The 24201-nt window shown below is 70.9% G+C and carries 25 protein-coding genes, 1 tRNA gene and 1 riboswitch; of the genes, 2 read left to right on the top strand and 24 right to left on the bottom strand.

Going from position 1 to position 24201, the window contains the following annotated elements; translation table 11 throughout:
• The 4 genes from CWC38_RS05330 to rimP all read right to left on the bottom strand — a co-directional run.
• Window positions 1-257, bottom strand: a 257-nt coding sequence (locus CWC38_RS05330) for a translation initiation factor IF-2 N-terminal domain-containing protein (RefSeq protein WP_133306232.1), incomplete at its 3' end; no start/stop codon positions are given.
• Between the two features lie 125 nt (window positions 258-382).
• Window positions 383-718 carry a YlxR family protein gene (locus CWC38_RS05335; RefSeq protein ID WP_338067517.1) on the bottom strand — a complete coding sequence of 112 codons (336 nt, stop codon included), beginning with the start codon at window positions 716-718 and terminating at the stop codon, window positions 383-385.
• A gap of 121 nt (window positions 719-839) precedes the next feature.
• On the bottom strand, window positions 840-1817 hold the full coding sequence (gene nusA / locus CWC38_RS05340) for a transcription termination factor NusA (protein ID WP_121845781.1): 978 nt from the start codon (window positions 1815-1817) through the stop codon (window positions 840-842).
• A gap of 146 nt (window positions 1818-1963) precedes the next feature.
• The gene (gene rimP / locus CWC38_RS05345; protein ID WP_121845782.1) at window positions 1964-2455 is read right to left on the bottom strand and encodes a ribosome maturation factor RimP; all 492 of its coding nucleotides are present in this window, start codon (window positions 2453-2455) and stop codon (window positions 1964-1966) included.
• A 92-nt stretch (window positions 2456-2547) separates the two neighbouring features.
• On the opposite strand from rimP, the gene CWC38_RS05350 reads away from it, so the two are divergent.
• The gene (locus CWC38_RS05350; RefSeq protein WP_124106143.1) at window positions 2548-3474 is read left to right on the top strand and encodes a hypothetical protein; all 927 of its coding nucleotides are present in this window, start codon (window positions 2548-2550) and stop codon (window positions 3472-3474) included.
• Window positions 3475-3518: 44 nt separating this feature from the next.
• Here the strand turns inward: CWC38_RS05350 and CWC38_RS05355 are convergent, their stop codons facing one another.
• The 17 genes from CWC38_RS05355 to rpsB all read right to left on the bottom strand — a co-directional run bounded on the left by CWC38_RS05355 (window position 3519) and on the right by rpsB (window position 20707).
• The gene (locus CWC38_RS05355; RefSeq protein WP_121845800.1) at window positions 3519-4325 is read right to left on the bottom strand and encodes a TSUP family transporter; all 807 of its coding nucleotides are present in this window, start codon (window positions 4323-4325) and stop codon (window positions 3519-3521) included.
• 4 nt (window positions 4326-4329) lie between these two features.
• Entirely contained in the window at window positions 4330-6156 is a 1827-nt protein-coding gene (locus CWC38_RS05360) for a proline--tRNA ligase (protein WP_121845784.1), read from the bottom strand.
• Between the two features lie 93 nt (window positions 6157-6249).
• A complete protein-coding gene (locus CWC38_RS05365; RefSeq protein ID WP_121845785.1) occupies window positions 6250-7107 on the bottom strand; it encodes a GNAT family N-acetyltransferase in 858 nt (285 codons plus the stop codon).
• Complete coding sequence (ispG, locus tag CWC38_RS05370; protein WP_121845786.1) at window positions 7104-8270, bottom strand: flavodoxin-dependent (E)-4-hydroxy-3-methylbut-2-enyl-diphosphate synthase; 1167 nt, start codon at window positions 8268-8270, stop codon at window positions 7104-7106. Before ispG ends, CWC38_RS05365 begins: the two co-directional genes overlap by 4 nt.
• Before the next feature lie 215 nt (window positions 8271-8485).
• Window positions 8486-9142, bottom strand: a complete 657-nt coding sequence (locus CWC38_RS05375) for a methionine ABC transporter permease (RefSeq protein ID WP_121845801.1) — start codon at window positions 9140-9142, stop codon at window positions 8486-8488.
• Window positions 9142-10194, bottom strand: a complete 1053-nt coding sequence (locus tag CWC38_RS05380; protein WP_121845787.1) for a methionine ABC transporter ATP-binding protein — start codon at window positions 10192-10194, stop codon at window positions 9142-9144. Before CWC38_RS05380 ends, CWC38_RS05375 begins: the two co-directional genes overlap by 1 nt.
• Window positions 10191-11081, bottom strand: coding sequence for a MetQ/NlpA family ABC transporter substrate-binding protein (locus CWC38_RS05385; RefSeq protein WP_240625064.1), 891 nt, complete (start codon window positions 11079-11081; stop codon window positions 10191-10193). Before CWC38_RS05385 ends, CWC38_RS05380 begins: the two co-directional genes overlap by 4 nt.
• An 86-nt stretch (window positions 11082-11167) precedes the next feature.
• A riboswitch (SAM riboswitch) is annotated at window positions 11168-11282 on the bottom strand.
• A 50-nt stretch (window positions 11283-11332) separates the two neighbouring features.
• Window positions 11333-12595 carry a 1-deoxy-D-xylulose-5-phosphate reductoisomerase gene (dxr, locus tag CWC38_RS05390; RefSeq protein ID WP_206059857.1) on the bottom strand — a complete coding sequence of 421 codons (1263 nt, stop codon included), beginning with the start codon at window positions 12593-12595 and terminating at the stop codon, window positions 11333-11335.
• Between the two features lie 128 nt (window positions 12596-12723).
• Entirely contained in the window at window positions 12724-12987 is a 264-nt protein-coding gene (locus CWC38_RS05395; protein WP_121845789.1) for a GlsB/YeaQ/YmgE family stress response membrane protein, read from the bottom strand.
• 165 nt (window positions 12988-13152) lie between these two features.
• Window positions 13153-14769, bottom strand: a complete 1617-nt coding sequence (locus tag CWC38_RS05400) for a monocarboxylic acid transporter (RefSeq protein WP_121845803.1) — start codon at window positions 14767-14769, stop codon at window positions 13153-13155.
• Window positions 14770-14786: 17 nt separating this feature from the next.
• On the bottom strand, window positions 14787-15224 hold the full coding sequence (locus CWC38_RS05405) for a DUF485 domain-containing protein (protein ID WP_121845790.1): 438 nt from the start codon (window positions 15222-15224) through the stop codon (window positions 14787-14789).
• Between the two features lie 170 nt (window positions 15225-15394).
• A complete protein-coding gene (locus tag CWC38_RS05410; RefSeq protein WP_121845791.1) occupies window positions 15395-16141 on the bottom strand; it encodes a DivIVA domain-containing protein in 747 nt (248 codons plus the stop codon).
• 79 nt (window positions 16142-16220) lie between these two features.
• Entirely contained in the window at window positions 16221-17165 is a 945-nt protein-coding gene (locus CWC38_RS05415) for a phosphatidate cytidylyltransferase (protein ID WP_240625066.1), read from the bottom strand.
• A gap of 41 nt (window positions 17166-17206) precedes the next feature.
• Entirely contained in the window at window positions 17207-17764 is a 558-nt protein-coding gene (frr, locus tag CWC38_RS05420; RefSeq protein WP_121845793.1) for a ribosome recycling factor, read from the bottom strand.
• A 131-nt stretch (window positions 17765-17895) separates the two neighbouring features.
• Window positions 17896-18627 carry a UMP kinase gene (pyrH, locus tag CWC38_RS05425; protein WP_121845804.1) on the bottom strand — a complete coding sequence of 244 codons (732 nt, stop codon included), beginning with the start codon at window positions 18625-18627 and terminating at the stop codon, window positions 17896-17898.
• Between the two features lie 257 nt (window positions 18628-18884).
• Window positions 18885-19715, bottom strand: coding sequence for a translation elongation factor Ts (gene tsf / locus CWC38_RS05430; protein WP_121845794.1), 831 nt, complete (start codon window positions 19713-19715; stop codon window positions 18885-18887).
• Window positions 19716-19828: 113 nt separating this feature from the next.
• Window positions 19829-20707, bottom strand: a complete 879-nt coding sequence (rpsB, locus tag CWC38_RS05435; protein WP_121845795.1) for a 30S ribosomal protein S2 — start codon at window positions 20705-20707, stop codon at window positions 19829-19831.
• Between the two features lie 456 nt (window positions 20708-21163).
• Between rpsB and CWC38_RS05440 the strand changes: the two genes are divergently transcribed.
• Entirely contained in the window at window positions 21164-21706 is a 543-nt protein-coding gene (locus tag CWC38_RS05440) for a murein hydrolase activator EnvC family protein (protein ID WP_240625067.1), read from the top strand.
• Window positions 21707-21773: 67 nt separating this feature from the next.
• Here the strand turns inward: CWC38_RS05440 and CWC38_RS05445 are convergent.
• The 3 genes from CWC38_RS05445 to CWC38_RS05455 all read right to left on the bottom strand — a co-directional run bounded on the left by CWC38_RS05445 (window position 21774) and on the right by CWC38_RS05455 (window position 24090).
• Window positions 21774-21850, bottom strand: a tRNA-Met gene (locus CWC38_RS05445).
• A gap of 109 nt (window positions 21851-21959) precedes the next feature.
• A complete protein-coding gene (locus CWC38_RS05450; protein ID WP_121845797.1) occupies window positions 21960-23114 on the bottom strand; it encodes a glycosyltransferase in 1155 nt (384 codons plus the stop codon).
• A 22-nt stretch (window positions 23115-23136) separates the two neighbouring features.
• Window positions 23137-24090, bottom strand: coding sequence for a DMT family transporter (locus tag CWC38_RS05455; protein WP_121845798.1), 954 nt, complete (start codon window positions 24088-24090; stop codon window positions 23137-23139).
• Between the last annotated feature and the right edge of the window lie 111 nt (window positions 24091-24201).

Below are 24201 nucleotides of genomic sequence, written 5' to 3' on the forward strand. Positions count from 1 at the left end.
GCTCCGGGCTTGGGGCCCGACGCCGCAGGCTTCTTCGCGCTCTGGGAGGCGGGGGCCTTGGCGGCCGACGCGGGCTTGGACTGCGCCGGGGCGTCGCCGCCGGCGGGGAACGCGGTGCGCAGCTTCTTGGCTACGGGCAGCTCCACCGTGGACGAGGCGCCACGGACGAACTCACCGAGTTCCTGCAGTTTGGAAATTGCTTGCTTGGACGTGATTCCGAGCTCTTTCGCGAGCTCGTGGACACGGGGCTTGGCCACTGTTCTCCTGTCTCGGTCCGCACCGAAACAGGTACGAACCGTTTATCTTCCGTTGAAGTCGCCACCGGACACGGGCGTGGTGCACGCGTGTCCTGCGCGGCTGCGGGGTGAGTACGTGGAAGTACTCATCGGCCGGCACTCATCGGTTTTCCATGGTCTTCTGACTCGCTTTCCTTGTGGTCGTCCTCCTGCACGGGCAGGAGCACGCGGAGTTGCTCCGCGAGATCGTGCGCGCTGACCGCTGTGCGGAACGCCCTGTTGAACGCCTTCTTCCGCACCGCTGTGGTGACGCACTCTCGGGTGGCATGCACCCAGGCCCCACGGCCTCCCCTTCGGCGGTGGAGGTCGGCCACGACCCGCGGGCCGTGCTCCGTGTCCTCCATCGTCACTCGGACGAGTTGATCAGGGGACGCCGTGGCACGGCACCCCACGCAGGTGCGACGACTCGTGGTGCTCATCATCGCTCCTCGTGTGCCACTCCTGGTTCCGTGCACGCCGAACGCGCGCGGGAACCGGGGGTGGTTGACCTGATCGCACCCCACTCTAGCGCGCCGCGCGCCCTGAGCGGGAATCCCGGGGTTCTCAGCCCTGCGTTGCGCGGGACTCGGGCACGATGTCGATCTTCCACCCGGTCAGGCGCGCGGCGAGTCGGGCGTTCTGGCCCTCCTTGCCGATGGCCAGGGACAGCTGGGAGTCCGGCACCACCGCGCGGGCCGAACGGGCGGCCTCGTCGAGCACGGTGACCCGGGTGACGCGGGCGGGGGACAGAGCGTTGCCGATGAACTGTGCGGGGTCCTGCGAGAAGTCGATGATGTCGATCTTCTCCTCCCCGAGCTCGTTCATGACCGCGCGCACGCGGGAACCCATGTCGCCGATGCACGCGCCCTTGGCGTTCGCCCCGGGCCGGGTGGACTCCACGGCCATCTTGGTGCGGTGCCCGGCCTCGCGGGCCAGGGTGACGATCTCCACGGAGCCGTCCGCGATCTCGGGGACCTCCATCTCGAACAGCCGGCGCACCAGGTCCGGGTGGGAGCGGGAGAGCGTGATGGACGGGCCCTTGAAGCCGCGCTTGGCCTCCACCACGAACGCACGGATGCGCTCTCCGTGGCGGTAGGTCTCCCCGGGGACCTGCTCGTGGGGCGGCAGCAGACCCTCCACGGTGCCCAGGTCCACCTGGACCATCTTGGGGTTGTGGCCCTGCTGGATCTGGCCCGAGACGAGCTCGCCCTCGCGGCCCTTGAAGTGGCCCAGGACGTTGTCGTCCTCCACGTCCCGCAGCTTCTGCAGGATCACCTGGCGCGCGGTGGCCGCCGCAATGCGGCCGAAGCCGGAGGGGGTGTCGTCGAACTCACCGATGCGCCGGTCCTCCTCGTCGAGCTCCGGTGCCCAGATGGTCACGTGGCCCGAGCGGCGCTCGACCTCCGCGCGGGCGCCGTCGATCGCTCCCGGCGAGCGCATGTAGGCGAGCAGCAGCGCCTGCTCGATCGTGGGGATCAGCACGTCCACCGGGATGTCGCGCTCGCGCTCCAGCAGTCGCAGGGTGCTCATGTCGATGTCCATGTGTCCGGCCTTCCGTCCCACCACCCCCGGTCGCCGCGGGCTGGGCCGGGAATCAAACAGCGCGCCGCACGAGGTGTGCGGAGCGCTGCTGCGGGGGTGTCTCGTCGTCTTGTCTCGTGGGCCATGGTACATCCCCGGGGGATGCGTCAGATCTCCACCTCGGACCGGGCGCCCCGCAGCTGCGCGTAGTCCACGCGCTCGGGGTCCAGGAACTTCACGGGCATCCCCTTCTTGGGCTGGTGCCAGCGCTGCACCACGGCGTGGTCGTTGTGGGCCTCGATCAGCCGCGCCGTGTAGCGCTCCCCCTCCAGGGGTCGGATCCGCACCAGGTGGCCCACGGTGCGCCGCCAGTGCCGCGGGGTCTCGAGCGCGCGGGTTGCGCCGGGGGAGGAGACCTCCAGCTCGTAGGGCGGGCCCGGGACGGGATCCTCACGGTCCAGGGCGTCCGAGACCTGCTGCGCCACGGCCGCCACACGGTCCAGGTCCAGGGCCTCCGTGCCGTCCGGCAGGTCCACGAGCACCTGCAGGGTGCGGGTGCCGCCCTGGCCCGTGAGCTCGCACTGCTCCAGGAACAGTCCGGCGGCTTCGACCACCGGTTCCACGGTGGCGCGGATGGGTGCGTTCTGGTCGGAAGTCATGGGTCCTCTCCACGGGGTGCTCGGCGGCGGTGCGCCTGTGCCGGTCGGTGCTCCTCCCTATCATGGAGGACACCCGTCCCCCGGAGGAATTCGTGAGCTCCCACCCGCCTGCCGACCGCGCCCGCGCCTGGCGCCTCGCGGCCCTCGGACTCGTGCTCGCGCTGCTCCTGGTCCTGGCCGCCGGAGCGTGGTCGCTCTGGCGCCCGCTGTCCGATGACGACGCCGCCCGCCTCGCCGCGCGCGCGGCCACCGGGTCCGTGCGCACCCAGCTCCATCCGAATCCGTGGCTGCTGCCCGAGGACGCCCTGACCCGCCAGCTCGATGCGTTCGGACCACCGGCCACCCCGGCGCAGCAGCGGCGACTGGAGGAGCGCGGTGCGGTGGCACCCGCTCCCCCGTCCCTCGAGGCCGCGGCCGACGATCTGGCGCGCCTGGCCCGGAGCACCGAGGACGAGCACCTCACGGCGGATCTCGCCGCGGTGGCGGCCTCCTGGTGGGCGGGCGCCGCGAGCGGCCGCGGGGCCGACGCTCTCAGCTCACAGGACGATGCACGGGAGACGGAGCAGGAGACGGAAGGTACTGGAGGGGCGGTCACCGATCGTGAGGACGCCTGCGGGAGCGGTCTCACCACCGCCGTCACCGCGGTGGACCGCTCCCTGTTCACGGCCGAGACCGCCGCGGCACGCACGGGACCGGAGGCCGGCACCGCCGGTGGGCTGGTGGATGGCGCTGCGGAGCTGCACCGGGCCGCTCTGTCCGACCCCCGGGTGGCGCCGGTGCTGGAGTGCGAGCCTCCCCCCGTGGCGGGACACCACGAGCTGCCCCCCGGTGTGCAGGAGGACCCGGTCCGGGCTCTGGGGCGCGCTGAGCAGGAGGCGCGGGACACGCTGGTGCGGGCCGCGGCGTCGTCGTCCGGGGAGCAGCGCGCGTGGATACTGGAAGCACTGCGCACCGCGGCGCGCGCCGGCCAGGTCCTGGACCCGGAGCAGCCCGTGCCCGCCCTGCCGGGCCGGCCCTGACCCCCGCCCACGGGGATCCGCGGTGGGGTCCGTCACGGGAGCCGTCACCGGCCGGTCAGGACGTCCCAGCCCAGTTTCACGATCAGCACCGAGACGACCGCGAAGAACACCACGCGAATGAACGAGCTGCCCCGCGCCACTGCGGTGCGGGCGCCCAGGTAGCCGCCGACCATGTTGCTCAGTCCCAGCACCAGACCGAGCCCCCACAGGATGGAACCGTGCGCGGCGAAGACGGCCAGAGCCCCCAGGTTGGTGGCCAGGTTCACGATCTTCGCCTTGGCGCTCGCCTCCAGGAAGCTGTAGCCCAGCACCGAGACCAGCCCGATGATGAGGAACGAGCCCGTGCCCGGGCCCATGACCCCGTCGTAGAACCCGATGCCCGCGCCCAGTGCGGCGGCGAGCCCGTAGTGCCGCGCCCCGGTGTGCCGCAGGGCCGTGAGCCGGCCCATGGACGGCTTGAGGGCCGTGAACAGCAGCACGGCCACGAGCGCCAGGACGATCACCGGTTTGAACACGGACGCCGGAAGGGCCGCGGCCACCGCGGCGCCCAGGCCCGAGGCCACGAGGGCGACGGCCGCCATGGGAAGCGCCGTGCGCAGGTCGGGACGGACCCGCCGGAAGAACGTGAGCGCGGAGGTGGCGGTGCCGAACACCGAACCCATCTTGTTGGTGGCCAGCGCCTGCACCGGGGTGAGCCCGGGGATCATGAGCGTCACGGGCAGCTGCAGGAGGCCGCCGCCGCCCACCACGGCGTCGATGAAGCCCGCCGCCAGCCCCGTGGTCACGAGCAGGAGCAGGAGGCCGGGGCTCGCGGAGTCCAGGCCGGACCCCGCGAGCAGGGAGAGCTCCACGCGGTCAGAGGGTGTCCGCCGCGGGCCCGTCCGCACCGTGCAGCTCGGTGGTGACCTCTGCGACCACCTGCTCACGCTGGATCTCGCGGCTGCGTCCGGAACGGCGGTCCTTGAGCTCGAGCACGCCGTCCGCGAGACCGCGGCCGACGACCAGCACGGTGGGGACGCCCAGCAGCTCGGCGTCCCGGAACTTCACGCCCGGGGAGACCTTGGGGCGGTCGTCGAAGAGGACCGTGATGCCCGCGGCCTCCAGGTGGCCCACGATCTCCTCCGCGGCCTCGAGCACCTCGGTGCCCTTGCCCGTGGCGACCACGTGCACGTCCGCGGGGCTCAGGTCCCGCGGCCACAGCAGGCCCTGCTCGTCGTGGTAGAACTCGGCCAGCGCGGCGAGCGCACGGGTCACGCCGATGCCGTACGAGCCCATGGTCACGGTCACGAGCTTGCCGTTGCTGTCCAGCACCTTGAGCCCCAGCGCCTCGGCGTACTTGCGGCCGAGCTGGAACACGTGGCCCATCTCCATGCCGCGGGCGATCTCCAGCGGCCCGGAGCCGTCCGGGGCGGGGTCGCCGTCCCGGACCGTGCAGGCCTCCAGGGTGGCGTCCCACGTGAAGTCGCGCTCGGCCACCAGGTGGTACACGTGGCTCTGCTCGGCGTTGGCGCCCGTGATCCAGGAGGTTCCGGGGACCACGCGGGGATCCACGAAGTACGGGATGCCCGTGCGGGACGTCGAACCGAGCAGGGCGTCGTCGCGGCTGAGCCCGGGGCCGATGTAGCCCTTCACGAGCTCGGGGACGGCGCGCAGCTCCTCCTCGGTGGCCGCGGCGACCTCGAGCTCACCGCCCACCTCCAGGGCCTGGCCGATCCCGGCCTCCACCCGCTTGAGGTCCACCTCGCGGTCACCGGGCACGCCGATGGCCACGAGCTGCTTCCCGCCCTCGGGCAGGGACACGGAGAGCACCACGTTCTTGAGGGTGTCCGCGGCCGTCCACGGCTGCCCCTCCCTGGGGTGCAGCTCGTTGGAGCGCGCCACCAGCGCCTCGATGGTGGGGCTGTCCGGGGTCTCGTGGACCTGCGCGGCCGGGGCGTTCGTGTAGTCCACGGGGTCCGGCACCACGGTGGTCACGGCCTCCACGTTCGCGGCGTAGCCACCGGCGGAGCGCACGAAGGTGTCCTCCCCCACGACGGAGGGGTGCATGAACTCCTCGGAGCGCGAGCCGCCCATGGCCCCTGAGGTGGCGGACACGGCAACCACGGGCAGCCCGAGCCGCTCGAAGATCCGCACGTAGGCCGCCCGGTGCTTGGCGTAGGAGTCCTCCAGGCCGGCGTCGTCCACGTCGAAGGAGTAGGAGTCCTTCATGACGAACTCGCGCCCGCGCAGCAGACCGGCGCGGGGGCGGGCCTCGTCCCGGTACTTGGTCTGGATCTGGTAGAGCATCACCGGCAGGTCCTTGTAGGACGAGTAGAGGTCCTTGACCAGGAGGGTGAACATCTCCTCGTGGGTGGGGGCCAGCAGGTAGTCCGCGCCCTTGCGGTCCTGCAGCCGGAAGAGGTTCTCGCCGTACTCGGTCCAGCGGTTGGTGGCCTCGTAGGGCTCGCGCGGCAGCAGCGCGGGGAAGTGCACCTCCTGGGCACCGATCGCGTCCATTTCCTCGCGGACGATGTTCTCGACCCTGCGCAGCACGGCCAGTCCCAGGGGCAGCCACGTGTAGATGCCGGGTGCCGCGCGCCGGATGTAGCCGGCGCGGACCAGCAGCTTGTGGCTGTCGACGTCGGCGTCCACCGGGTCTTCGCGCAGGGTGCGCAGGAACAGGGAACTCAGGCGAAGCGGCACGAAAAGGTCCTAACCGCCCGTGACCGGGCCGATCGAAACTGCGGATGTCCCCGCGAGTCTATCGCTGTGGTGCGCGCTGCCACGCCCGGGTGCTCACAGCAGCACCGTGGCGAAGTCCCCCCGGCGCTCGAAGCCCACGTGGCGGTAGGTGGCCAGCGCGGGGGCGTTGTACGAGTTCACGTAGAGACTCACCACGGGCGCCACCGTGCGGGCGAGTGCCACCGTGGCGGCCATGCACGGCACGGCCAGTCCCCGGCCGCGCAGCTCGGGGGCCACCCACACCCCCTGGATCTGGCACACGTCCCCGTGCAGGGAGCCGATGTCCGCCTTGAACACCACGGCACCCCGGTGGTCGGTGAGCACCACCGTGCGCTGCTCCCGGAGCAGGGAGCGGATCCGGCGCCGGTAGCCCTCCGCGCCGTTCGTGTACGGGGAGTACCCCACCTCCTCGGTGAACATGGCGGCCGCGGCGGGCAGCACACGCTCCACGTCCGCCTCGCTCCCCCACCGCACCTCGGCCGCCGGGCCCGTCAGCAGGGACGGGTCCGGGTCCCGGTCCATGACGAGCAGCGGCTGCTCGGGACGAACGTCGAACGGCGCGGACCACGCGTGGCGCAGCCGCTCCCACAGCCCCAGCACCGGCTCGGCGGGGCCGAAGACCGAGGCGAAGCGCGGACCGGTGCGCAGCAGCGTGGCCGCGACGAGCTGGACCCCGGTCTCGTCCAGCACCACGGGCACCACGTTGGTGCCCGTCCAGCACGCGCCCACGAGTCTCCCCGCGGCGTCAACCACGCCGTGGACGGGCGGGGCCGCGCGGCCCGCCGCCCGCACCCGCTGCACGTGGGAGGCCACGAACACCGAGGACACGGGGTCCTGCGCGAGGAGCCGGTCCAGGGCCGCGGGCTCGACGGCCGCGGGCTGGAGCACCCGGGGCGAACGGCGCAGGATCACCCCGCGGTCACGACCGGGGCACCCTCGACCGGCTGGCCGTTCTCGTCGAGGCTCATGCTCTCCGCCATCTCGTTGGCCTGCGCGAGCAGGGTCTCCACGATCTGGTCCTCGGGAACGGTCTTGACCACCTCGCCCTTGACGAAGATCTGCCCCTTGCCGTTGCCGGAGGCCACACCGAGGTCCGCCTCGCGCGCCTCGCCCGGGCCGTTCACGACGCAGCCCATCACGGCCACGCGCAGCGGCACGGTGAGGTGGGCCAGACCCTCGTTGACCTCCTCGGCGAGCTTGTAGACGTCCACCTGGGCGCGCCCGCAGGAGGGGCACGAGACGATCTCCAGCTTGCGGGGGCGCAGCCCGAGCGACTGCAGGATCTGGTTGCCCACCTTGACCTCCTCCACGGGGGGCGCGGAGAGGGACACGCGGATGGTGTCCCCGATGCCCTGGGACAGCAGGATGCCGAACGCGGTGGCGGACTTCACGGTGCCCTGCAGCGCGGGCCCGGCCTCCGTGACACCGAGGTGCAGGGGCCAGTCCCCCCGCTCGGCGAGCAGCTGGTAGGCCCGGACCATGGTCACGGGATCGTTGTGCTTCACGGAGATCTTGAAGTCGTGGAAGTCGTGCTGCTCGAACAGCGAGGCCTCCCACACGGCGGACTCCATGAGGGCCTCCGGGGTGGCCTTGCCGTACTTCTCGAGCAGCCGCTTGTCCAGGGAGCCGGCGTTCACGCCGATCCGGATGGACACCCCGGCGGCCTCGGCGGCCCGGGAGATGCCCTCGATCTGGTCGTCGAACTTGCGGATGTTGCCCGGGTTCACGCGCACGCCCGCGCAGCCGGCGTCGATGGCCGCGTACACGTACTTGGGCTGGAAGTGGATGTCGGCGATCACCGGGATCGGGGACTTCTTGGCGATGATCGGCAGGGCGTCGGCGTCGTCCTGGGACGGGCAGGCCACCCGCACGATGTCGCACCCGGCGGCGTTGAGCTCCGCGATCTGCTGCAGCGTGGCGTTGATGTTGGTGGTGGGCGTGGTGGTCATCGACTGGACGCTGATCGGCGATTCCGAGCCCACACCCACGGAGCCCACCCTGATCTGGCGGGTCGCCCGCCGCGGGGACAGGACGGGCTGGGGTGCTGCGGGCATGCCGAGGTTGACCGAGGTCACGAATTTCCTCCAGGGAATCGACGTGCGGGGCCCGTGACGCGCGCCCCGTGTGGTGCAGCCTCCATTGTGCCCCACGGCTGCGACCCGTCGAACCTCCCACGCGTGCCTCGCCGGGGCACCGGGCAGCGGGGACGACGCCGCCCCCGGCCGCGCGGGAGGCGCGAACGGGGGCGGCGTGGTGCGGCGGACGCGGGAGCGCTACGGCCCCGGCCGCGTCAGCGGCGCATGATGCGGCGCGCGAGCCAGTTGCCGAAGAACTGCACGAGCTGCACCAGCACGATGATCACGATCACCGCGGCCCAGGTGACCTCGTCGTTGAAGCGCTGGTAGCCCAGGCGCAGGGCGAAGTCGCCCAGCCCACCGGCACCGATCGCGCCCGCCATCGCGGACATGTCCGTGATGCCGATGACCAGGAAGGTGTAGCCGAGCACCAGCGGCCCGAGGGCCTCGGCCAGGATCACGGTGGTGATGATCTTCCAGCGCGACACCCCCATGGAGCGCGCGGCCTCCACCACACCCGGATCCACGGTCATGAGGTTCTGCTCCACGATCCGGGCCACCGCGAAGGTGGCGCCGATGGTCATGGCGAAGATCGCGGCGTTGGGCCCCAGGCGGGTGCCCACCACCCCCTCGGTCACCCGTCCGAGAGCGGCCAGCAGGATGATGAACGGAATGGGACGGACGAAGTTCACCACCACGTTCAGGATGGTGTACACCACCACGTTCTGCAGGATGTTGCCCCGCCGGGTCACGTACAGACCCACGCCCACCGCCAGGCCGATCAGCCCGGCGAGGACCAGGGTCACGGTGACCATGTACAGCGTCTGCCCGGTTGCGCTCAGCAGCTGCGGGCCGAGAGTCGACCAGTCCATCATGCGGACACCTCCTGGACCGTGGTGACCGTTCGCAGGGCGTCGACGGCCCGGGTCACGGCATCCTCGGGACCGTCGAGGGACAGCGTGAGCGTCCCGAACGTGTGCGACTGCAGGATGGAGATGCCTCCGAAGGCGATCTCGAAGCGCAGACCGTCACGCGCGGCCGCCGAGAGCACCTCCCCGATCCGGTTCTGGTCCGAGACGTCCACGAGCACCAGGCGCCCCGGGTGATCACGGCGCAGCGTGGCGAGCTCGTCCTCCCGCGGCACGGTGCGCATCACCGAGGACACGAACTTGCGGGTGGTCTCCGCCTTGGGGTGCGCGAAGATCTCCGCGGTGCTCCCCACCTCGACGACGCGCCCGCCGTCCATCACGGCCACTCGGTCCGCGACGGCGCGCACCACGTCCATCTCGTGGGTGATGAGCACGATGGTGATCCCCAGTTCACGGTTGACCCGGCGCAGCAGGCCCAGCACCTCCTGGGTGGTCTCCGGGTCCAGGGCGGAGGTGGACTCGTCCGCGAGCAGCAGCTCGGGGCTCGTGGCGAGCGCCCGGGCGACGCCCACGCGCTGCTTCTGCCCGCCCGAGAGCTGCTCGGGGTAGTTCCCGGCGCGCTCGGTGAGGCCCACGAACTCCAGCAGCTCCGCCACGCGGGCCTTCCGGTTCTCCGCGCTCCACCCGGCACGCTTGAGCGGGTACTCCACGTTGCCCGCCACCGTGCGCGAGGTGAACAGGTTGAACTGCTGGAAGATCATGCCGATGTCCCGGCGGACGGGTGCCAGCTGGGTCTCCGACCGGCCGTCCACGCGCCGCCCGGCAACCTCGAGGAAACCGGAGGTCACGGGCTCGAGGCCGTTGATGAGGCGCACGAGCGTGGACTTGCCGGCCCCGGAGTAGCCGATGACCGCGAAGATCTCGCCCCTGCGGATGTCCAGGTCCACGGACTCGACGGCGGTGACCGTGCGCCTGCGGCGTCGGTTCCCCGTCTCGAAGACCTTGCTGACGTCCCGGAAGCTGACCAGGGTGCTCGCCGTGTCGGCTGGGCTCACTTGCTCTGCTCCTTGAGGTCCTGCGAGTACCGCGCGAGCAGGTCCTTGAGCTCCTGCTGGTCCACCTTGGTGGGAACGGCGGTGCCCTTGGTCTCCTTCTTCTCGGCCTCCTGGACCGTGGAGTCGTAGTAGAAGCTCGCCACCTTCTTCAGCGTCTCGTTGTCCGCGTTCGCCTGGGTCGCGGCGAAGAGGTTGTCGTAGACCTTGGCGCTGTCGGCGGTGGGGTCGTCCTGCGCGAGCGCGTTCTTCGGGTCGAGGTTCGCGCGGTCCAGGAAGTCGTTGTTGACCACGGAACCGGCCACCGAGTCCATGGACAGCACGGTCTGCTCGGCGGAGACCGGGCGGACCTTGACCTTGGACTTCTCGGCGTCGAGGTCCTGCTCCGTGGGCGCGATCGTGTCCTTGGTGAAGGACACCAGCCCCTGCTGCTTCAGCAGGTTCAGGGAGCGCGAGAGGTTGATGGAGTCGTTGGGCACGGCGATCTCGTCACCCTGCTTGAGGTCCCCCACGGACTTCGCGGTCTTGGAGTACAGCCCCAGCGGGAAGATCGACGTGGAGCCCACGGGCGTGATGGTGTCCCCGGAGCTGTTGTTGTAGTCCGCGAGGTACGCGATGTGCTGGAACCAGTTCATGTCGATGTCCCCGCTCTTCAGTGCGGGGTTCGGCTGGCTGTAGTCGCTGAAGTCCACGTACTCGACCGTGACGTCGTGCTGCGCCGCCACGTCCTTGAGCGCATCCTGCACGGGGGTCGAGCCCACGATGCCGATGGTGATCTTGCCGTCCGCGGCCGGGTCCGTGTTCTCGGAGCCGCCACCGCACGCGGTGAGGGTCAGGCCCAGGGTGGTGGCCAGTACTACGGGGAGCAGTCGTTTGGTTCGCACGATCATGCCTTTCCAGGGTCGGGGTCCGGTCGCGCGGAGCGAAGGGTCCCGCCTGGATGAGGGCAATGATCAGACACGTGCCATTCGAAGAGAAACCGCACTTGCCGTGATCTTTTCGAACCGCGGCCGGATGGTCATCTGGGGCACCCCGCTACGGGAGAGGGTTGCCGTCCGGCCAGCCAGAGCTACGCGCCGGATCTCGTCATCCGCCCACGAGCCTAGCACGGGACTGCGGCACCACCGGCACCGCCCGTGCCTCAGCGGCCGCGGGAGATTCGCTCGCCCGCGTGGGCCCGGGCCCACCGCTCAGCCTCGAGGACATCCTCCAGCGTGGGCTCCCGCACCCCGTCGTGGTCTCCCACCACGCGCTCCACGAGGTCCACGATCCCCGTGAAGCCCAGCTCCCCGCGGTGGAACGCGTGCACGGCCTCCTCGTTCGCCGCGTTGAACACCGCGGGCCAGGTCCCGCCCAGAGACCCCGCGCGCTTCATGAGCTCCACCGCGGGAAAGGCCTCGGCGTCCAGGGGCTCGAACGTCCACTGCGCGGCGGTGCTCCAGTCGCACGGCACCGCCGCGCCGGTCACGCGGTGGGGCCAGCCGACGCCGAGCGCCAGGGGAAGCCGCATGTCCGGCGGGGAGGCCTGCGCGATCGTGGAGCCGTCCACGAACTGCACCATGGAGTGCACCACGGACTGCGGGTGCACGGTCACGTCGATGCGCTCCAGGTCCACGTCGAAGAGCAGGGACGCCTCCAGGACCTCGAGCGCCTTGTTGACCATCGTGGCGGAGTTGGTGGTCACCATGACTCCCATGTCCCATGTGGGGTGCTTGAGGGCCTGCGCGGGGGTGACGTCCGCGAGCTGCGCGCGGTTCATCCCGCGGAACGGGCCGCCGGACGCGGTCAGCACCAGACGTGCCACCTCCCCCGCCGTGCCGGAGCGCAGGGTCTGGGCAATGGCCGAGTGCTCGGAGTCCACCGGGATCAGCGCGTCGGCGAGGCCCGTGGCCTCGGCCGCGCGTTTCACGAGCGGCCCCCCGGCGATCAGCGACTCCTTGTTGGCCAGCGCCACGCGGTGCCCCGCCGTGAGAGCCGCGAGCGTGGGAGCCAGACCGATGCTGCCGGTGATCCCGTTGAGCACCACGTCCGTCCCGTTCCACTCGGCGATCCGCGTGGCCGCCTCGGGACCGTGGAACACCTCGGGAAGCGCCGCCGACGACGCCGCCCGCGTCCGTGCCGCGAGCAGCTCACGCAGCCGGGCGGCGTCGTCCGCCGTGCCACTCGTGCCCACGGCCGCCACCGCGAAGTCCACGGCCTGGCGCGCGAGCAGCTCCAGGTTGCCGGCACCGGCCGCGAGGGCGAGCACCCGGAAGGGCGGGTGCTCCGCGTCCGTGACGGGCCGGGCGAGCCGTGCCGCCGAGGCGACGACGTCCAGCGCCTGCGTGCCGATGGAGCCGGTGGAGCCCAGGATCACCAGACTGCGGGGGGCGTCCCGGGTGGCGCGGTCGAGGTCCGGGGTCATGGCGGGTGCGCTGTTCATGGGACCAGTATGGCCCGGACGCGGTGTGGGCCCGGCTCCGCAGATGCGACAAGGGCGCCACCTCAGAGGTGACGCCCTTGCGCGGAGGCCCCTCAGGGCCTGTGGGTCGTTCAGCGACGACGCCCGGTCACGAAGCCGTAGACCAGCAGCACGATGAGTGCGCCGACCACGGACGTGATGATGGTGCCGATGCTGATCTTGTCGATCCCGGCGTGCAGGCCCGGAATGAAGCTGCCCAGCCAGCCGCCGAGGAACGCGCCCACGACGCCCAGGATGATGGTCACGATGATCCCGCCACCCTGCTTGCCCGGCAGGATCAGCTTGGCGAGGGCGCCAGCGATCAGACCGAGGATGATCCAGCTAATAATGCCCATTTCTCCACCTCAAGTTGTCGTTGCTCGCGCATGCGGTTGCCCACATGACGGGGCGAGCCTCGCTCTGGTCAGCGAACTGCCGTTCAGTGTACTACCAGATAGCAGGACTATAGGCCTTACCGTCGGGTAGGAGATGTGGCTCACAGAAACCGCCCTCCCCCGCGATCAGTGGGCCACGGGCTTCTCCGCGCCCACACCCGTGAGCGAGCGCACCTCCATCTCGGACTGCTTGTACGGATCCTCCTTGCGGCGCTCCGTGACGGAGCCCAGGAAGCCCAGCAGGAACGAGGCCGGGATGGAGATGATGCCCGGGTTGGACAGCGGGTAGACGGCGAAGTCCGCGGTGGGGATCATGGACGTCTCCGCACCGGACATGACCGGGGAGAAGACGATCAGCACCACGGAGAGGATCAGCCCGCCGTACATGGACCACACGGCCCCTCGCGTGGTGAACCGCTTCCAGTACAGGGAGTAGAGGATGGTGGGCAGGTTGGCGGAGGCGGCCACCGCAAAGGCGAGGGCCACGAGGAACGCCACGTTCTGCCCCTGCGCGCCGATGCCACCCGCGATCGAGATCAGACCGATGACCACCACCGTGGTCTTGGCCACGCGCAGCTCCCGGCGGGGATCCGAGTTCCCCTTCTTGATCACCGACGTGTAGATGTCGTGCGCGAAGGAGGCCGACGCCGTGATGGCCAGTCCCGCGACCACAGCGAGGATCGTGGCGAACGCCACGGCCGCGATGAGCCCCATGAGCACCGATCCGCCCAGCTCGTAGGCGAGCAGGGGTGCCGCGGAGTTCACGCCACCCGGTGCCCCCTTGATGCGGTCCGCCCCGATCAGGGCCGCCGCGCCAAAGCCCAGCACCAGGGTGAACAGGTAGAACAGGCCGATGAGCGTGATGGCCCACACCACGGACTTGCGGGCCTCCTTGGCCGTGGGCACCGTGTAGAAGCGCATGAGCACGTGGGGCAGACCGGCCGCACCGAGCACCAGGGCGAGGCCCAGGGAGATGAAGTCCAGCTTGGAGATCTCACTGACCCCGTACTTCAGGCCCGGCTCCAGCATGGCCGGCTTGTTGTTGGTCTCCACCGCGGCCCCGAGGATCGCGGAGAAGTTGAACCCGAACATCGCGAGGATCCACACGGTCATCACGGCCACGCCCGTCACGAGCAGGCAGGCCTTGATGATCTGCACCCACGTGGTGCCCTTCATGCCGCCCACCAGCACGTAGACGATCATGATGACGCCCACGATCACGATCACGAGCGACTGGCCCGCCTTGGAGCTGATCCCCAGCAGCAGGGACACGAGGGCACCGGCGCCGGCCATCTGGGCCAGCAGGTAGAAGAACGTGACGGCCAGCGTGGAGATGGACGCCGCCACGCGGACGGGACGCTGGCGCAGCCGGAAGGACAGCACGTCCGCCATGGTGAACTTGCCCGTGTTGCGCAGCGGCTCGGCGATCAGCAGCAGGGCCACGAGCCACGCCACGAAGAAGCCGATCGAGTAGAGGAAGCCGTCGTAGCCCTGCAGCGCGATCGCGCCCACGATGCCCAGGAACGACGCCGCGGAGAGGTAGTCTCCCGCGATCGCCAGACCGTTCTGCGTGCCGGAGAACGAGCGGCCGCCCGCGTAGTAGTCCGCCGCGGTGGCCGTGGACTTCGACGCCCGGATCACCACCACCAGGGTCACGAGCACGAAGCTGAGGAAGATGGAGATGTTGATCGCGGGGTTGCCCACGGTGGCCGAAGCGCCCTCCGCGAGGTGCACCGCCGGCAGGGTGGTGGCGAGGATGTTCACGGCCGAACCCCCTCGGACGTGCCGGGCTGCTCAGAGGCTCCGGGCTGCCCACGGTGCTGGATCGCGTGGTGCTGGGCCTCGAGCTGCTCCGCCTCGAGCTGCTCGCGCAGCGCCGTGGCCTGCGGGTCCAGCCGGCGGTTGGCGAACCGCACGTAGGCCGCCGTGATGCCGAACGTGGTCACGAACTGCAGCAGGCCCAGGACGAGTCCGAGGTTGATGTTGCCCAGCACCTTCAGCGACATGAACCCCGGCGCGTAGATGGCCAGCACCACGTAGAGCAGGTACCAGACGAGGAACGCGACGGCCAGGGGGAAGACGAAGGAGCGGTGGGTGGAGCGCAGCCGCTGGAACTGCTCCGAGCGCTGCACTGCGGGGAAGTCGATGCCGAGGGTGGCTGCGGAGCCGTTGGGATCGACGGAGGGCGTGGATGCCATGTGTGCCTCCTAGTGTGATGACCACCACAGTAGGAGTTGTGTATCCACAGCGGGAGGGGAGCGTGGATGTTGCCCCGAATAATCCGCATTGTGACGGCATCCTGCGGCATATCTCGCCGATCCGCGCCGTTCAATGTATACAAAGACGGGCCGTGCCGCGCGCCCGGATGTCAGCGCCGCGTCTGGTGTCCCCTCACCGCGAGCACGAACTCCACGGCGCGGTCCAGGAACGCGTCCACCTGCTGCTCCTCGTAGCAGCGCTGCCCCTGCGCCGCGCGGAACACGGCGCCGCGCAGCAGCCGGGGGTCGATGTCCGGGGCGCTGCGCAGCTGCTCCATGAGCCGGTCGCACAGCACGTCCACGTCCGCCGCCGAGTACCCCGCCGTACGGTGCTTCGCGGGTCTGCGGAACCGCTCCGTGCGCGGGCGGTTGAGACGGCCCACGAGCAGCTGCCCCAGCAGCTCCACGTGCTCGTTCCACCGCTGGACGCCGTGCTCCGCGACGAACGCCTCCCGCTCGCGGTCGAACAGCTCGTCCTCGAGATCGTCCAGGTGGGCGTCCACGGCCGCGGGGTCGTAGCCCTCGCGCCCCCGGTCGAACACGCGTTCCCGCACCTGTCGGCTGCCCACACGGGCGCTCGACCCCGCGGTGGCAGGGGTCGACTCCCCCACCGCCCCGGAGGTCCCTGCGCCCTCGACCGACGACGCGCCGGCCGCAGCCCCGGTTTCTTCGCACCCCGGGACCGCAGTGGCACCCGCGCCGGGAGCCGACGCGGCGGCGTCGTGCCCCGCAGTGGGAGACCGCGCGTCCGTGGCGTGGAGCACGGCCGCGACGCGGTCCAGGAAGTCGTCCACCTGGGCGGGGTCGTACCCCCACGAGCGCTGGTCGAGGCGGGGGGAGCGGTCCTGAGACGTCATGAGAGCCCTTTCGGAACTGGAACGGGCCGGTCGCCCACGACGACCGGCCCACGGCGGCAGGCCCCGGAGCCCGCCCGCGTCATGCGAGAACGGAGAACAGCTCGAAGATCACGTAGCCGGTGATCACCGCGAAGAGGATGGAGTCGATGCGGTCCATCACACCGCCGTGCCCGGGCAGCAGGGTGCCCATGTCCTTGATCCCGATCTCGCGCTTGATCATGGACTCGGAGAAGTCCCCCACGGTGGAGACGGCCACGATCGCGACCGCCAGGACCGCGCCCTGCCACCACGGGAGTCCCAGCAGCAGGACGGCGCTCAGGATCCCCACGAGCACGGCACCCCCGAGCGAGCCCGCGAAGCCCTCCCAGGACTTCTTGGGCGAGATCCTCGGGGCCATGGGGTGCTTGCCCCACACCACACCCACGGCGTAGCCGAAGGTGTCGGAGCTGACGGCCAGGAGGATCACGGTGAGGACCTTCTGCGGTCCGTCCGCGGAGTGGTAGAGCAGCACGGCGGTGCTGAGCAGGAACGACACCCACACGAGCGCGAACACCGAGCCCATCATCGACAGCATCATCCCGTGCCGCGGACCGAAGGCCCGCCACACCACCACGAGCGTGACCGCGAGCACGAGCGCCATGGACAGCCACGGCGCGCCGCCGAAGAACGCGGCGAGGGGCATCAGGACCGCGGCCACCACGGCCGGGACCTTGGGGATCAGCACGCCCTTGTAGGTGAGGGACCGCGCGACCTCCCAGACCCCGATCCCCGCCGCTGTGCCCGCCAGCAGCGCCAGCACGAGGGGGACGAAGAACAGCCCCGTGACGAGCGCACCGATCAGCACCACCGCCACGGCCACGGCGGCCGGGAGGTTGCGCCCGGCCCGGGACGGCGCCCTGTGCTCACGGCTGCGCTGGAACGGCCGCGCGAGCACGTGGCGCAGCGGCCCGGTGGTCGGGGACTCGTCGTGCCCGCCCGTGGCCGCCTCCCCCGCGGGCGCTTCCACGGGGTGGGAGCCCGCCACGGGGTCGCGGGGCGCTGGAGAGGTTGGTTCAGGAGCGGACATCAGGCGCCGAGCAGTTCGGCTTCCTTGTTCTTGAGCAGCTCGTCGATCTGGTCGGTGTGCTTCTTGGTGGCCGCGTCCAGGTCCTTCTCGCCGCGCTTGCCGTCGTCCTCGCCGACGTCTCCGTCCTTGACGAACTTCTCGATGGACTCCTTGGCGTGGCGGCGGATGTTGCGCACGGACACTCGGGCCTCCTCGGCCTTGGTGTGCACGATCTTCACGTACTCCCTGCGGCGCTCCTCCGTGAGCTCGGGCATGACCACGCGGATCACGCTGCCGTCGTTCGCGGGGTTCGCGCCGATGTCCGAGTCCCGCAGGGCCTTCTCGATGTCGTTGAGCGCGCTGCGGTCGTAGGGCGTGATGAGCAGCGTGCGGGCCTCGGGGGTCTGGAACGAGGCCAGCTGCTGCAGCGGGGTGGGGGTGCCGTAGTACTCCACCAGCAGGCTGGAGAACAGCGCGGGGTTCGCACGGCCGGTGCGCACCGTGGAGAAGTCGGTCTTCGCCGCGTCCACCGCCTTGCTCATCCGGGTGGTGGCATCCGAGAGGACATCTGAGATCACGGGTGGTTCTCCTTCTGCGACGGGTCGTGCGAGGCTGTGCCGGAGTCGCTCACCCCGGCGGCGGGACAGTGGTCCCACTCTATCGTCCGGGCCCGCCCCCAGGGTCCTGGGGCCGCGGCCCGCGGGTGTGTTCAGGGGGTGACGAGGGTGCCGATCTCCTCGCCCAGCACGGCGCGGGTCACGTTGCCCGCACCCTCCATGCCGAACACCCGCATGGTCACGTTGTTGTCGCGGCACAGGGCGAACGCGGTCTGGTCCATCACGCGGATGTCCCGGGCAAGCGCCTCGTCGTAGGTGAGGCTCGCGAGCCGCCGTGCCTCGGGGTCCTTGCGGGGGTCCGCGGTGTAGACGCCGTCCACACCGTTCTTGGCCATGAGCACCTCGGTGGCGTGCACCTCCAGCGCGCGCTGGGCGGCCACGGTGTCCGTGGAGAAGTAGGGCAGTCCGGCTCCGGCGCCGAAGATCACCACGCGGTCCTTCTCCATGTGGCGGATGGCGCGGCGGGGGATGTACGTCTCCGCGACCTGCTCCATCTTGATGGCGGACTGCACGCGGGTGTCCACGCCGCACTGTTCCAGGAAGTCCTGCAGCGCCAGGCAGTTCATGACCGTGCCCAGCATGCCCATGTAGTCCGCACGCGAGCGGTCCATGCCGGCCTGGGAGAGCTCGGCGCCGCGGAAGAAGTTGCCGCCGCCCACCACGATCGACGTCTCCACCTGACCCACGGTCGCTGCGATCTGCTCGGCGATCTGGCGGACCACATCAGTGTCCACGCCCACGCTTCCGCCCCCGAAGACCTCGCCCGAGAGCTTGAGCAGCACACGCCGGCGTCCCGGTTCCGATCGCCGGGACTCACGGCTCATCCGCAGTGCCTCGTCCTGGGGCTCGGAGTCGTTGGTGGTGGGCATGGATCCTCCCGGGGCCGCTGCGTGTTCTGGATGTGGCCCACCCGTGGCAGACCGCCCCCCAGCATACAGAAGCGGCGGGGCGCCACCGGTCCCCCGGTGATGCCCCGCCGCTGCGGGGTGGGCGCCGTCACGGTCTCCCGTCACGGCACCCCGGCCGCACTGCCCCGCCCGCACTCAGCGGGCCCGGGGCGCGGCCGTGGGACGAGCTCGGCTCAGGCCCCCACGCGGAACCGCGCGAACGCGGTGGCGGTGGCGCCGGCCTCGGAGAGGACCTGGCCCACGGACTTCTTGGAGTCCTTGGCGAAGTCCTGGTCCACGAGCACGACCTCCTTGTAGTAGCCCTTGAGGCGGCCCTGGACGATGTTCGGGATGATCTTGTCCGGCTTGCCCTCGTTGCGGGCGGTCTCCTCGGCCACGCGCTTCTCGTTCTCCACGGTCTCGGCGGGGACGTCGTCCTCGGAGAGGAACGCGGGGGACATGGCGGCGATGTGCACGGCGACGTCGTGGGCGGCGGTCTCCGCGTCGGAGCCCGAGACGGCCAGCAGGACGCCCACCTGGGCGGGGAGGTCCTTGGAGGTCTTGTGCAGGTACACGGCCACGTGGTCGCCGGCCACGCGGGCCACGCGACGCACGACGACCTTCTCGCCCAGCAGCGCGCCGGTCTCGGTCACGAGCTCGGAGACGGTCTTGCCGTCAACCTCGGAGGCGAGCAGGGTGTCCAGGTCCGCGGCGTCGGCGGCCACGGCGGCGTCGAGCACCTTGTTGCCGAACTCCACGAACGGCGCGGACTTGGCCACGAAGTCGGTCTCGGAGTTGACCTCGACCATGTAGCCCACGCTGTTCTCCGTGCGCGCCACCACGATGCCCTCGGCGGTGGAGCGGCCCTCGCGCTTGGTCACACCCTTCAGACCCTTGACGCGGATGATCTCCTGGGCCTTCTGGGCGTCGCCGTCGGCCTCGTCCAGGGCCTTCTTGACGTCCAGCATGCCGGCGCCCGTGCGCTCGCGCAGGGCCTTGATGTCAGCAGCGGTGTAGTTCGCCATGTGAACTCCTCTGTTGTCGGTTGTGTCCGCCCGGGCGTCCTGGGACGCCCGGGCGGTTCCGGTCACCACTGTGGGCCACCGGGAAGAATGGGAGGTGAACACCTCCCGCGGCCTCACTCGGCGGCGGGGGCGTCCTTCTGCTCGGTCTCGGCGGGCGCCTCGGCAGCCGGGGCGGCCTGCTCGGCCGGAGCCTCCTGCGCAGCGGCCGGGGCGGAGTCCTGGGACTTCTGCTCCTCGTGCTGCTCGAGCAGCTCGCGCTCCCACTCGGCCATGGGCTCCTCGGCGGCGTTGGACTTGCCGTTGTGGCGCTCCATGAGGCCCTCGGCCACGGCGTCAGCGACGACGCGGGTCAGCAGGGACACGGAGCGGATGGAGTCGTCGTTGCCCGGGATGGGGAACGCGACCTCGTCCGGATCGCAGTTGGTGTCCAGGATCGCGACGATCGGCACACCGAGCTTCTGGGCCTCGTCCACCGCGAGGTGCTCCTTCTTGGTGTCCACGATCCAGATCAGGGACGGGGTCTTGGTGAGGTTGCGGATGCCGCCGAGCGTGCGCTCCAGCTTCTCCTTCTCGCGGCGCAGCAGCAGCAGTTCCTTCTTGGTGTACTGCGAGCCGGCGACGTCGTCGAAGTCGACCTCTTCCAGTTCCTTCATGCGGTCGATGCGCTTGGACACGGTCTGGAAGTTGGTGAGCATGCCGCCGAGCCAGCGGTGGTTCACGTAGGGCATGCCCACGCGGGTGGCCTGCTCGGCAATGGCCTCCTGGGCCTGCTTCTTGGTGCCGACGAACAGGATGGTGCCGCCGTGGGCCACGGTGGCCTTGACCGCCTCGTAGGCCTTGTCGATGAAGCCCAGCGACTGCTGCAGGTCGATGATGTAGATGCCGTTGCGCTCGGTGAAGATGAAGCGCTTCATCTTCGGGTTCCAGCGGCGGGTCTGGTGGCCGAAGTGGACGCCGTTGTCGAGCATCTGGCGCATGGTAACGACGGGCATGTCGTCTCCTCGTGGGTATCCGGCGGCCCGGGGGCCGCCGTGGGTTGACGGTTCTCGACCGGTGGTGCCGGTCCCTGGCGCGATGCGCGGGCCGTGCTCGTGGAGCGTGGCCCGACGCGCCCCGTACCGTCGTCTCCCGCTGCCGGGAGCTCGAGCGGACCGAGGGGTGCGCACCCGGTGGGAGCGGATCCGTTCCGGGTTCCTTCGCGCGCGAAGTCAGCCGTCCCGCCGCCGCCCACGCCCGCGAACGGGCATGGGTGTGCTGCGGCAGGGCAACTGCACGGGTCAGCCTACAGCATCCCGCCACCGCCGCGTGCCGTGCGCACTCCACATCGGGGCACCGTCTCCCGCACGACGCCGCCGCCACGCCAGCCTGAGGGCATGACTCTCCTTCCCGCCGGGCCAGTGCGCCCCGCACCGTGCACCGGCCCGTCCGGCTCGGGCACCTCGGCACACGTGACAGCGGCTGGCTCCGCCGCGCAGGGCACCACCCGGAGCGCGGTGTGGGTCTGCGGGGCACTCGTGCTGCTGCTGTGGCCGCTCCTGGTGGGCTGGCCCGCCCCGGCGAGCGGTGCGAGCCCCGGCTGGGCCTGGCCGGTGTCCCCGCGCCCGGCGGTGGAGCGGCGCTTCGAGGCACCCGCGAAGAGGTGGCTCCCCGGCCACCGCGGCGTGGACCTGCACGCCCCGCCCGGCACACCCGTGCGCGCTCCGCAGGCTGGGGTGGTCAGCTTCAGCGGCATGGTGGTGGACCGGGAGGTGCTCACTGTGGACCACGGTGAGGGCCACCTGTCCTCCTTCGAGCCGGTCACCGCCGTGGTCCACCGGGGTGAGCGCGTTGCGCGGGGGCAGGTGGTCGCCACGGTGGCCGATCCGGGCCACGGCCCGGGCGGCTCGGCCGTGCACTGGGGTGTGCGAGAGGACGGGGAGTACGTGAACCCCGTGCAGTTCGTGGCAGACCTGCGACCGTCGGTCCTCCTGCCCCTGCCGGGCGGAGGCTGACGGGTGCGGGCCGACGGGTGCGGGCACGGAAAACCCCCGCGGTCCTCTCTGCGGACCGCGGGGGTCGTGGTAGGGCGGGTGGGGCTTGAACCCACGACCCAAGGATTATGAGTCCTCTGCTCTGACCAGCTGAGCTACCGCCCCGTGGTGCGGCCGGTGACCGACCGCCGGTCCAAGGTACCGCACTGCACGGTTTCGACCCGGCACCGCGCCCGGGTGGCTGCGCACGGGTGGCCGTCCGTCGCGGGCGGCGTCAGCGGCTCTCGCCGCGGTAGATCCGCTCGAAGGTGTCCAGGGTGCGGGCGAACGAGTGCTGCTCCACCATCCGGCGGCTGTGCTCGCCCATGACCCGGCGCTGCTCGGGCGGAGCGTCGAGCACGAGCTGCAGCTTGTGGGCCAGGTCCCCCGGGCTGCCGGGGGCGAAGAGGTATCCGTTGCGTCCCTCGTCCGCGAGGTGCGGCAGGGCCCGGGCGTTGGCGAGCACCACGGGTGTGGAGGCGCTCATGGCCTCGAGCGTCACGAGCGACTGCAGCTCGGCGGTGCCGGGCTGGCAGAACACGTCTGCCCGGAGGTAGGCCCGGCGCAGCTCGTCGTCCGTGAGAAAGCCCAGGAAGTGCACGCGGTCCGCGACGCCCCGCTCGTGGGCGAGCTTCACGAGCCGCTCCCGCTGCTCCCCCTCCCCCACGATCTCCGCGTGCACGTTCTTCTCGCGCGGGATCAGGGCCAGCGCCTCGATCAGCTCGTTGACGTTCTTCTCCACGGCCAGCCGGCCGCAGAAGAGCACCACGGGGTGCTCGGGGTGCTGGATCTGCTCGTCGGCGGCGGCCTGGTAGTGACCGGCGTCGATCCCGTTGGAGACCGCGACCGCCCGGTCCGGCACGCCGTTGTCCACCATGGTGCGCACGGCGAGCGGTGTGGGTGCGGTGATCACGTCGCACCTGCCGTAGACCCGTGCGATGTCCCACCAGGACACCTTCCGGTAGCCACGGATGAACCACTGCGGGAAGGGCAGGAACGGCTCGATGTTCTCCGGGATGAAGTGGTTGGTGCCCACCACCCGGATGCCCCGGCGCACGGCCTCACGCACCATGATCCGCCCCAGGATGTAGTGGCACTGCACGTGCACCACGTCCGGGCGCAGCTCGTCCAGCAGCCGCGAGACCTCGCGGGCGATCTCCCACGGCAGGCAGATGCGGAAGTAGGGGTGGGTGAACGCGTGGTGCGAGCGGAAGCGGTGCTCCACCACACCGTCGTCCGTCATGATCCGGGAAGCCCCGCTCGTGGGCATGGCGGCGGCCACGTGGACCTCGTGCCCCCGGCCGAGCATGCCGTGCGCGAGGCGGCGCGCGAACTGCGCGGACCCGTTGACGTCGGGAGGGTAGGTCTCTGCGGTGATCAGAATCTTCAAGGCGTGGGGTTCCGTACGTTGCTCACTGGTCGGCGTGCTCGCCACGACACGGGGTCGTGGCGGCCCGGGGACGGGTGCCGCTCCCCGGATCCGCCGTCCGGGCGCGAGCGGCCGCTCGGCGCTGGAGGACCTCGGGGTGGTACCGGGAGAGCAGGACGACGCCGACTATAGCAACGAGACCTGCCAGACCCATGGTGACGGCGGTCCCAGTGGTCAGGCCCGCACCGGCCTCACCCAGGACCACGAGCCCCAGTGCCACGCCCACCATGGGGTCCACCACCGTGAGACCCGCGATCACGAGGTCCGGCGGGCCGCACGAGTAGGCGCACTGCACCATCCAGCCCCCCAGCAGGGCCGCCACCAGGATCATGAGCACGCTGAGCCAGTGCACCGCGCCGATCCCGCCGGACAGCAGGGCGGTCATGGTCAGACGCACCAGCACGGCCACGAACCCGTACAGCACCCCGGCCGCGAGCACGTAGAACATGCTGATCCGGCGTCTGCGCAGGACCACTTCCGCGACTCCGACGAGCACCACGAGACCCGTGAGCAGCAGCACGACGAGCCGCTCGGCGCCGGCACCCGCCACGTGGGACGGGTCGGTGGCCGGGACCGCGCACGCCACGAACCCGGCACCGCCCACGCTGCAGAGGGCCACGGCGAGCCAGGTCCTGCGGTTGATGGTGAGCCGGCGGCGCCTGGCGTGCAGCAGGGTGGTGATCACCAGGGCGATCACGCCCAGGGGCTGCACCACCGTGACCGTGGCCAGGGCGAGCGCCGCGACGTTGAGCAGTGTGCCCGAGGCCAGCAGGGCGAGGCCGCCGACCCACCGGCGGTTCCGCACGAGCACGAGCAGCCCCCGGGGTGACAGTGCACCCCCGGTGTGCCCGGTGACCGCCGCGGACTGGATCTGCGTGCCGAGCGCCAGGCACACCGCCGAGGTGATGGCCAGGGCCACCGCGATCCACTGGGTCATGCCGTCACCGTGCGCTGGTTCACACCCCCATGCTAGGCGATGGGTACCCGGCCCATGTGGAGCGGACCGGAGCTGCAGAGTGGACCGGGCCCGCACCGAGGGGGGGCGGGG

Source organism: Kocuria tytonicola (assembly GCF_003687455.1).
In the GTDB taxonomy this organism is placed as follows: domain Bacteria; phylum Actinomycetota; class Actinomycetes; order Actinomycetales; family Micrococcaceae; genus Kocuria; species Kocuria tytonicola.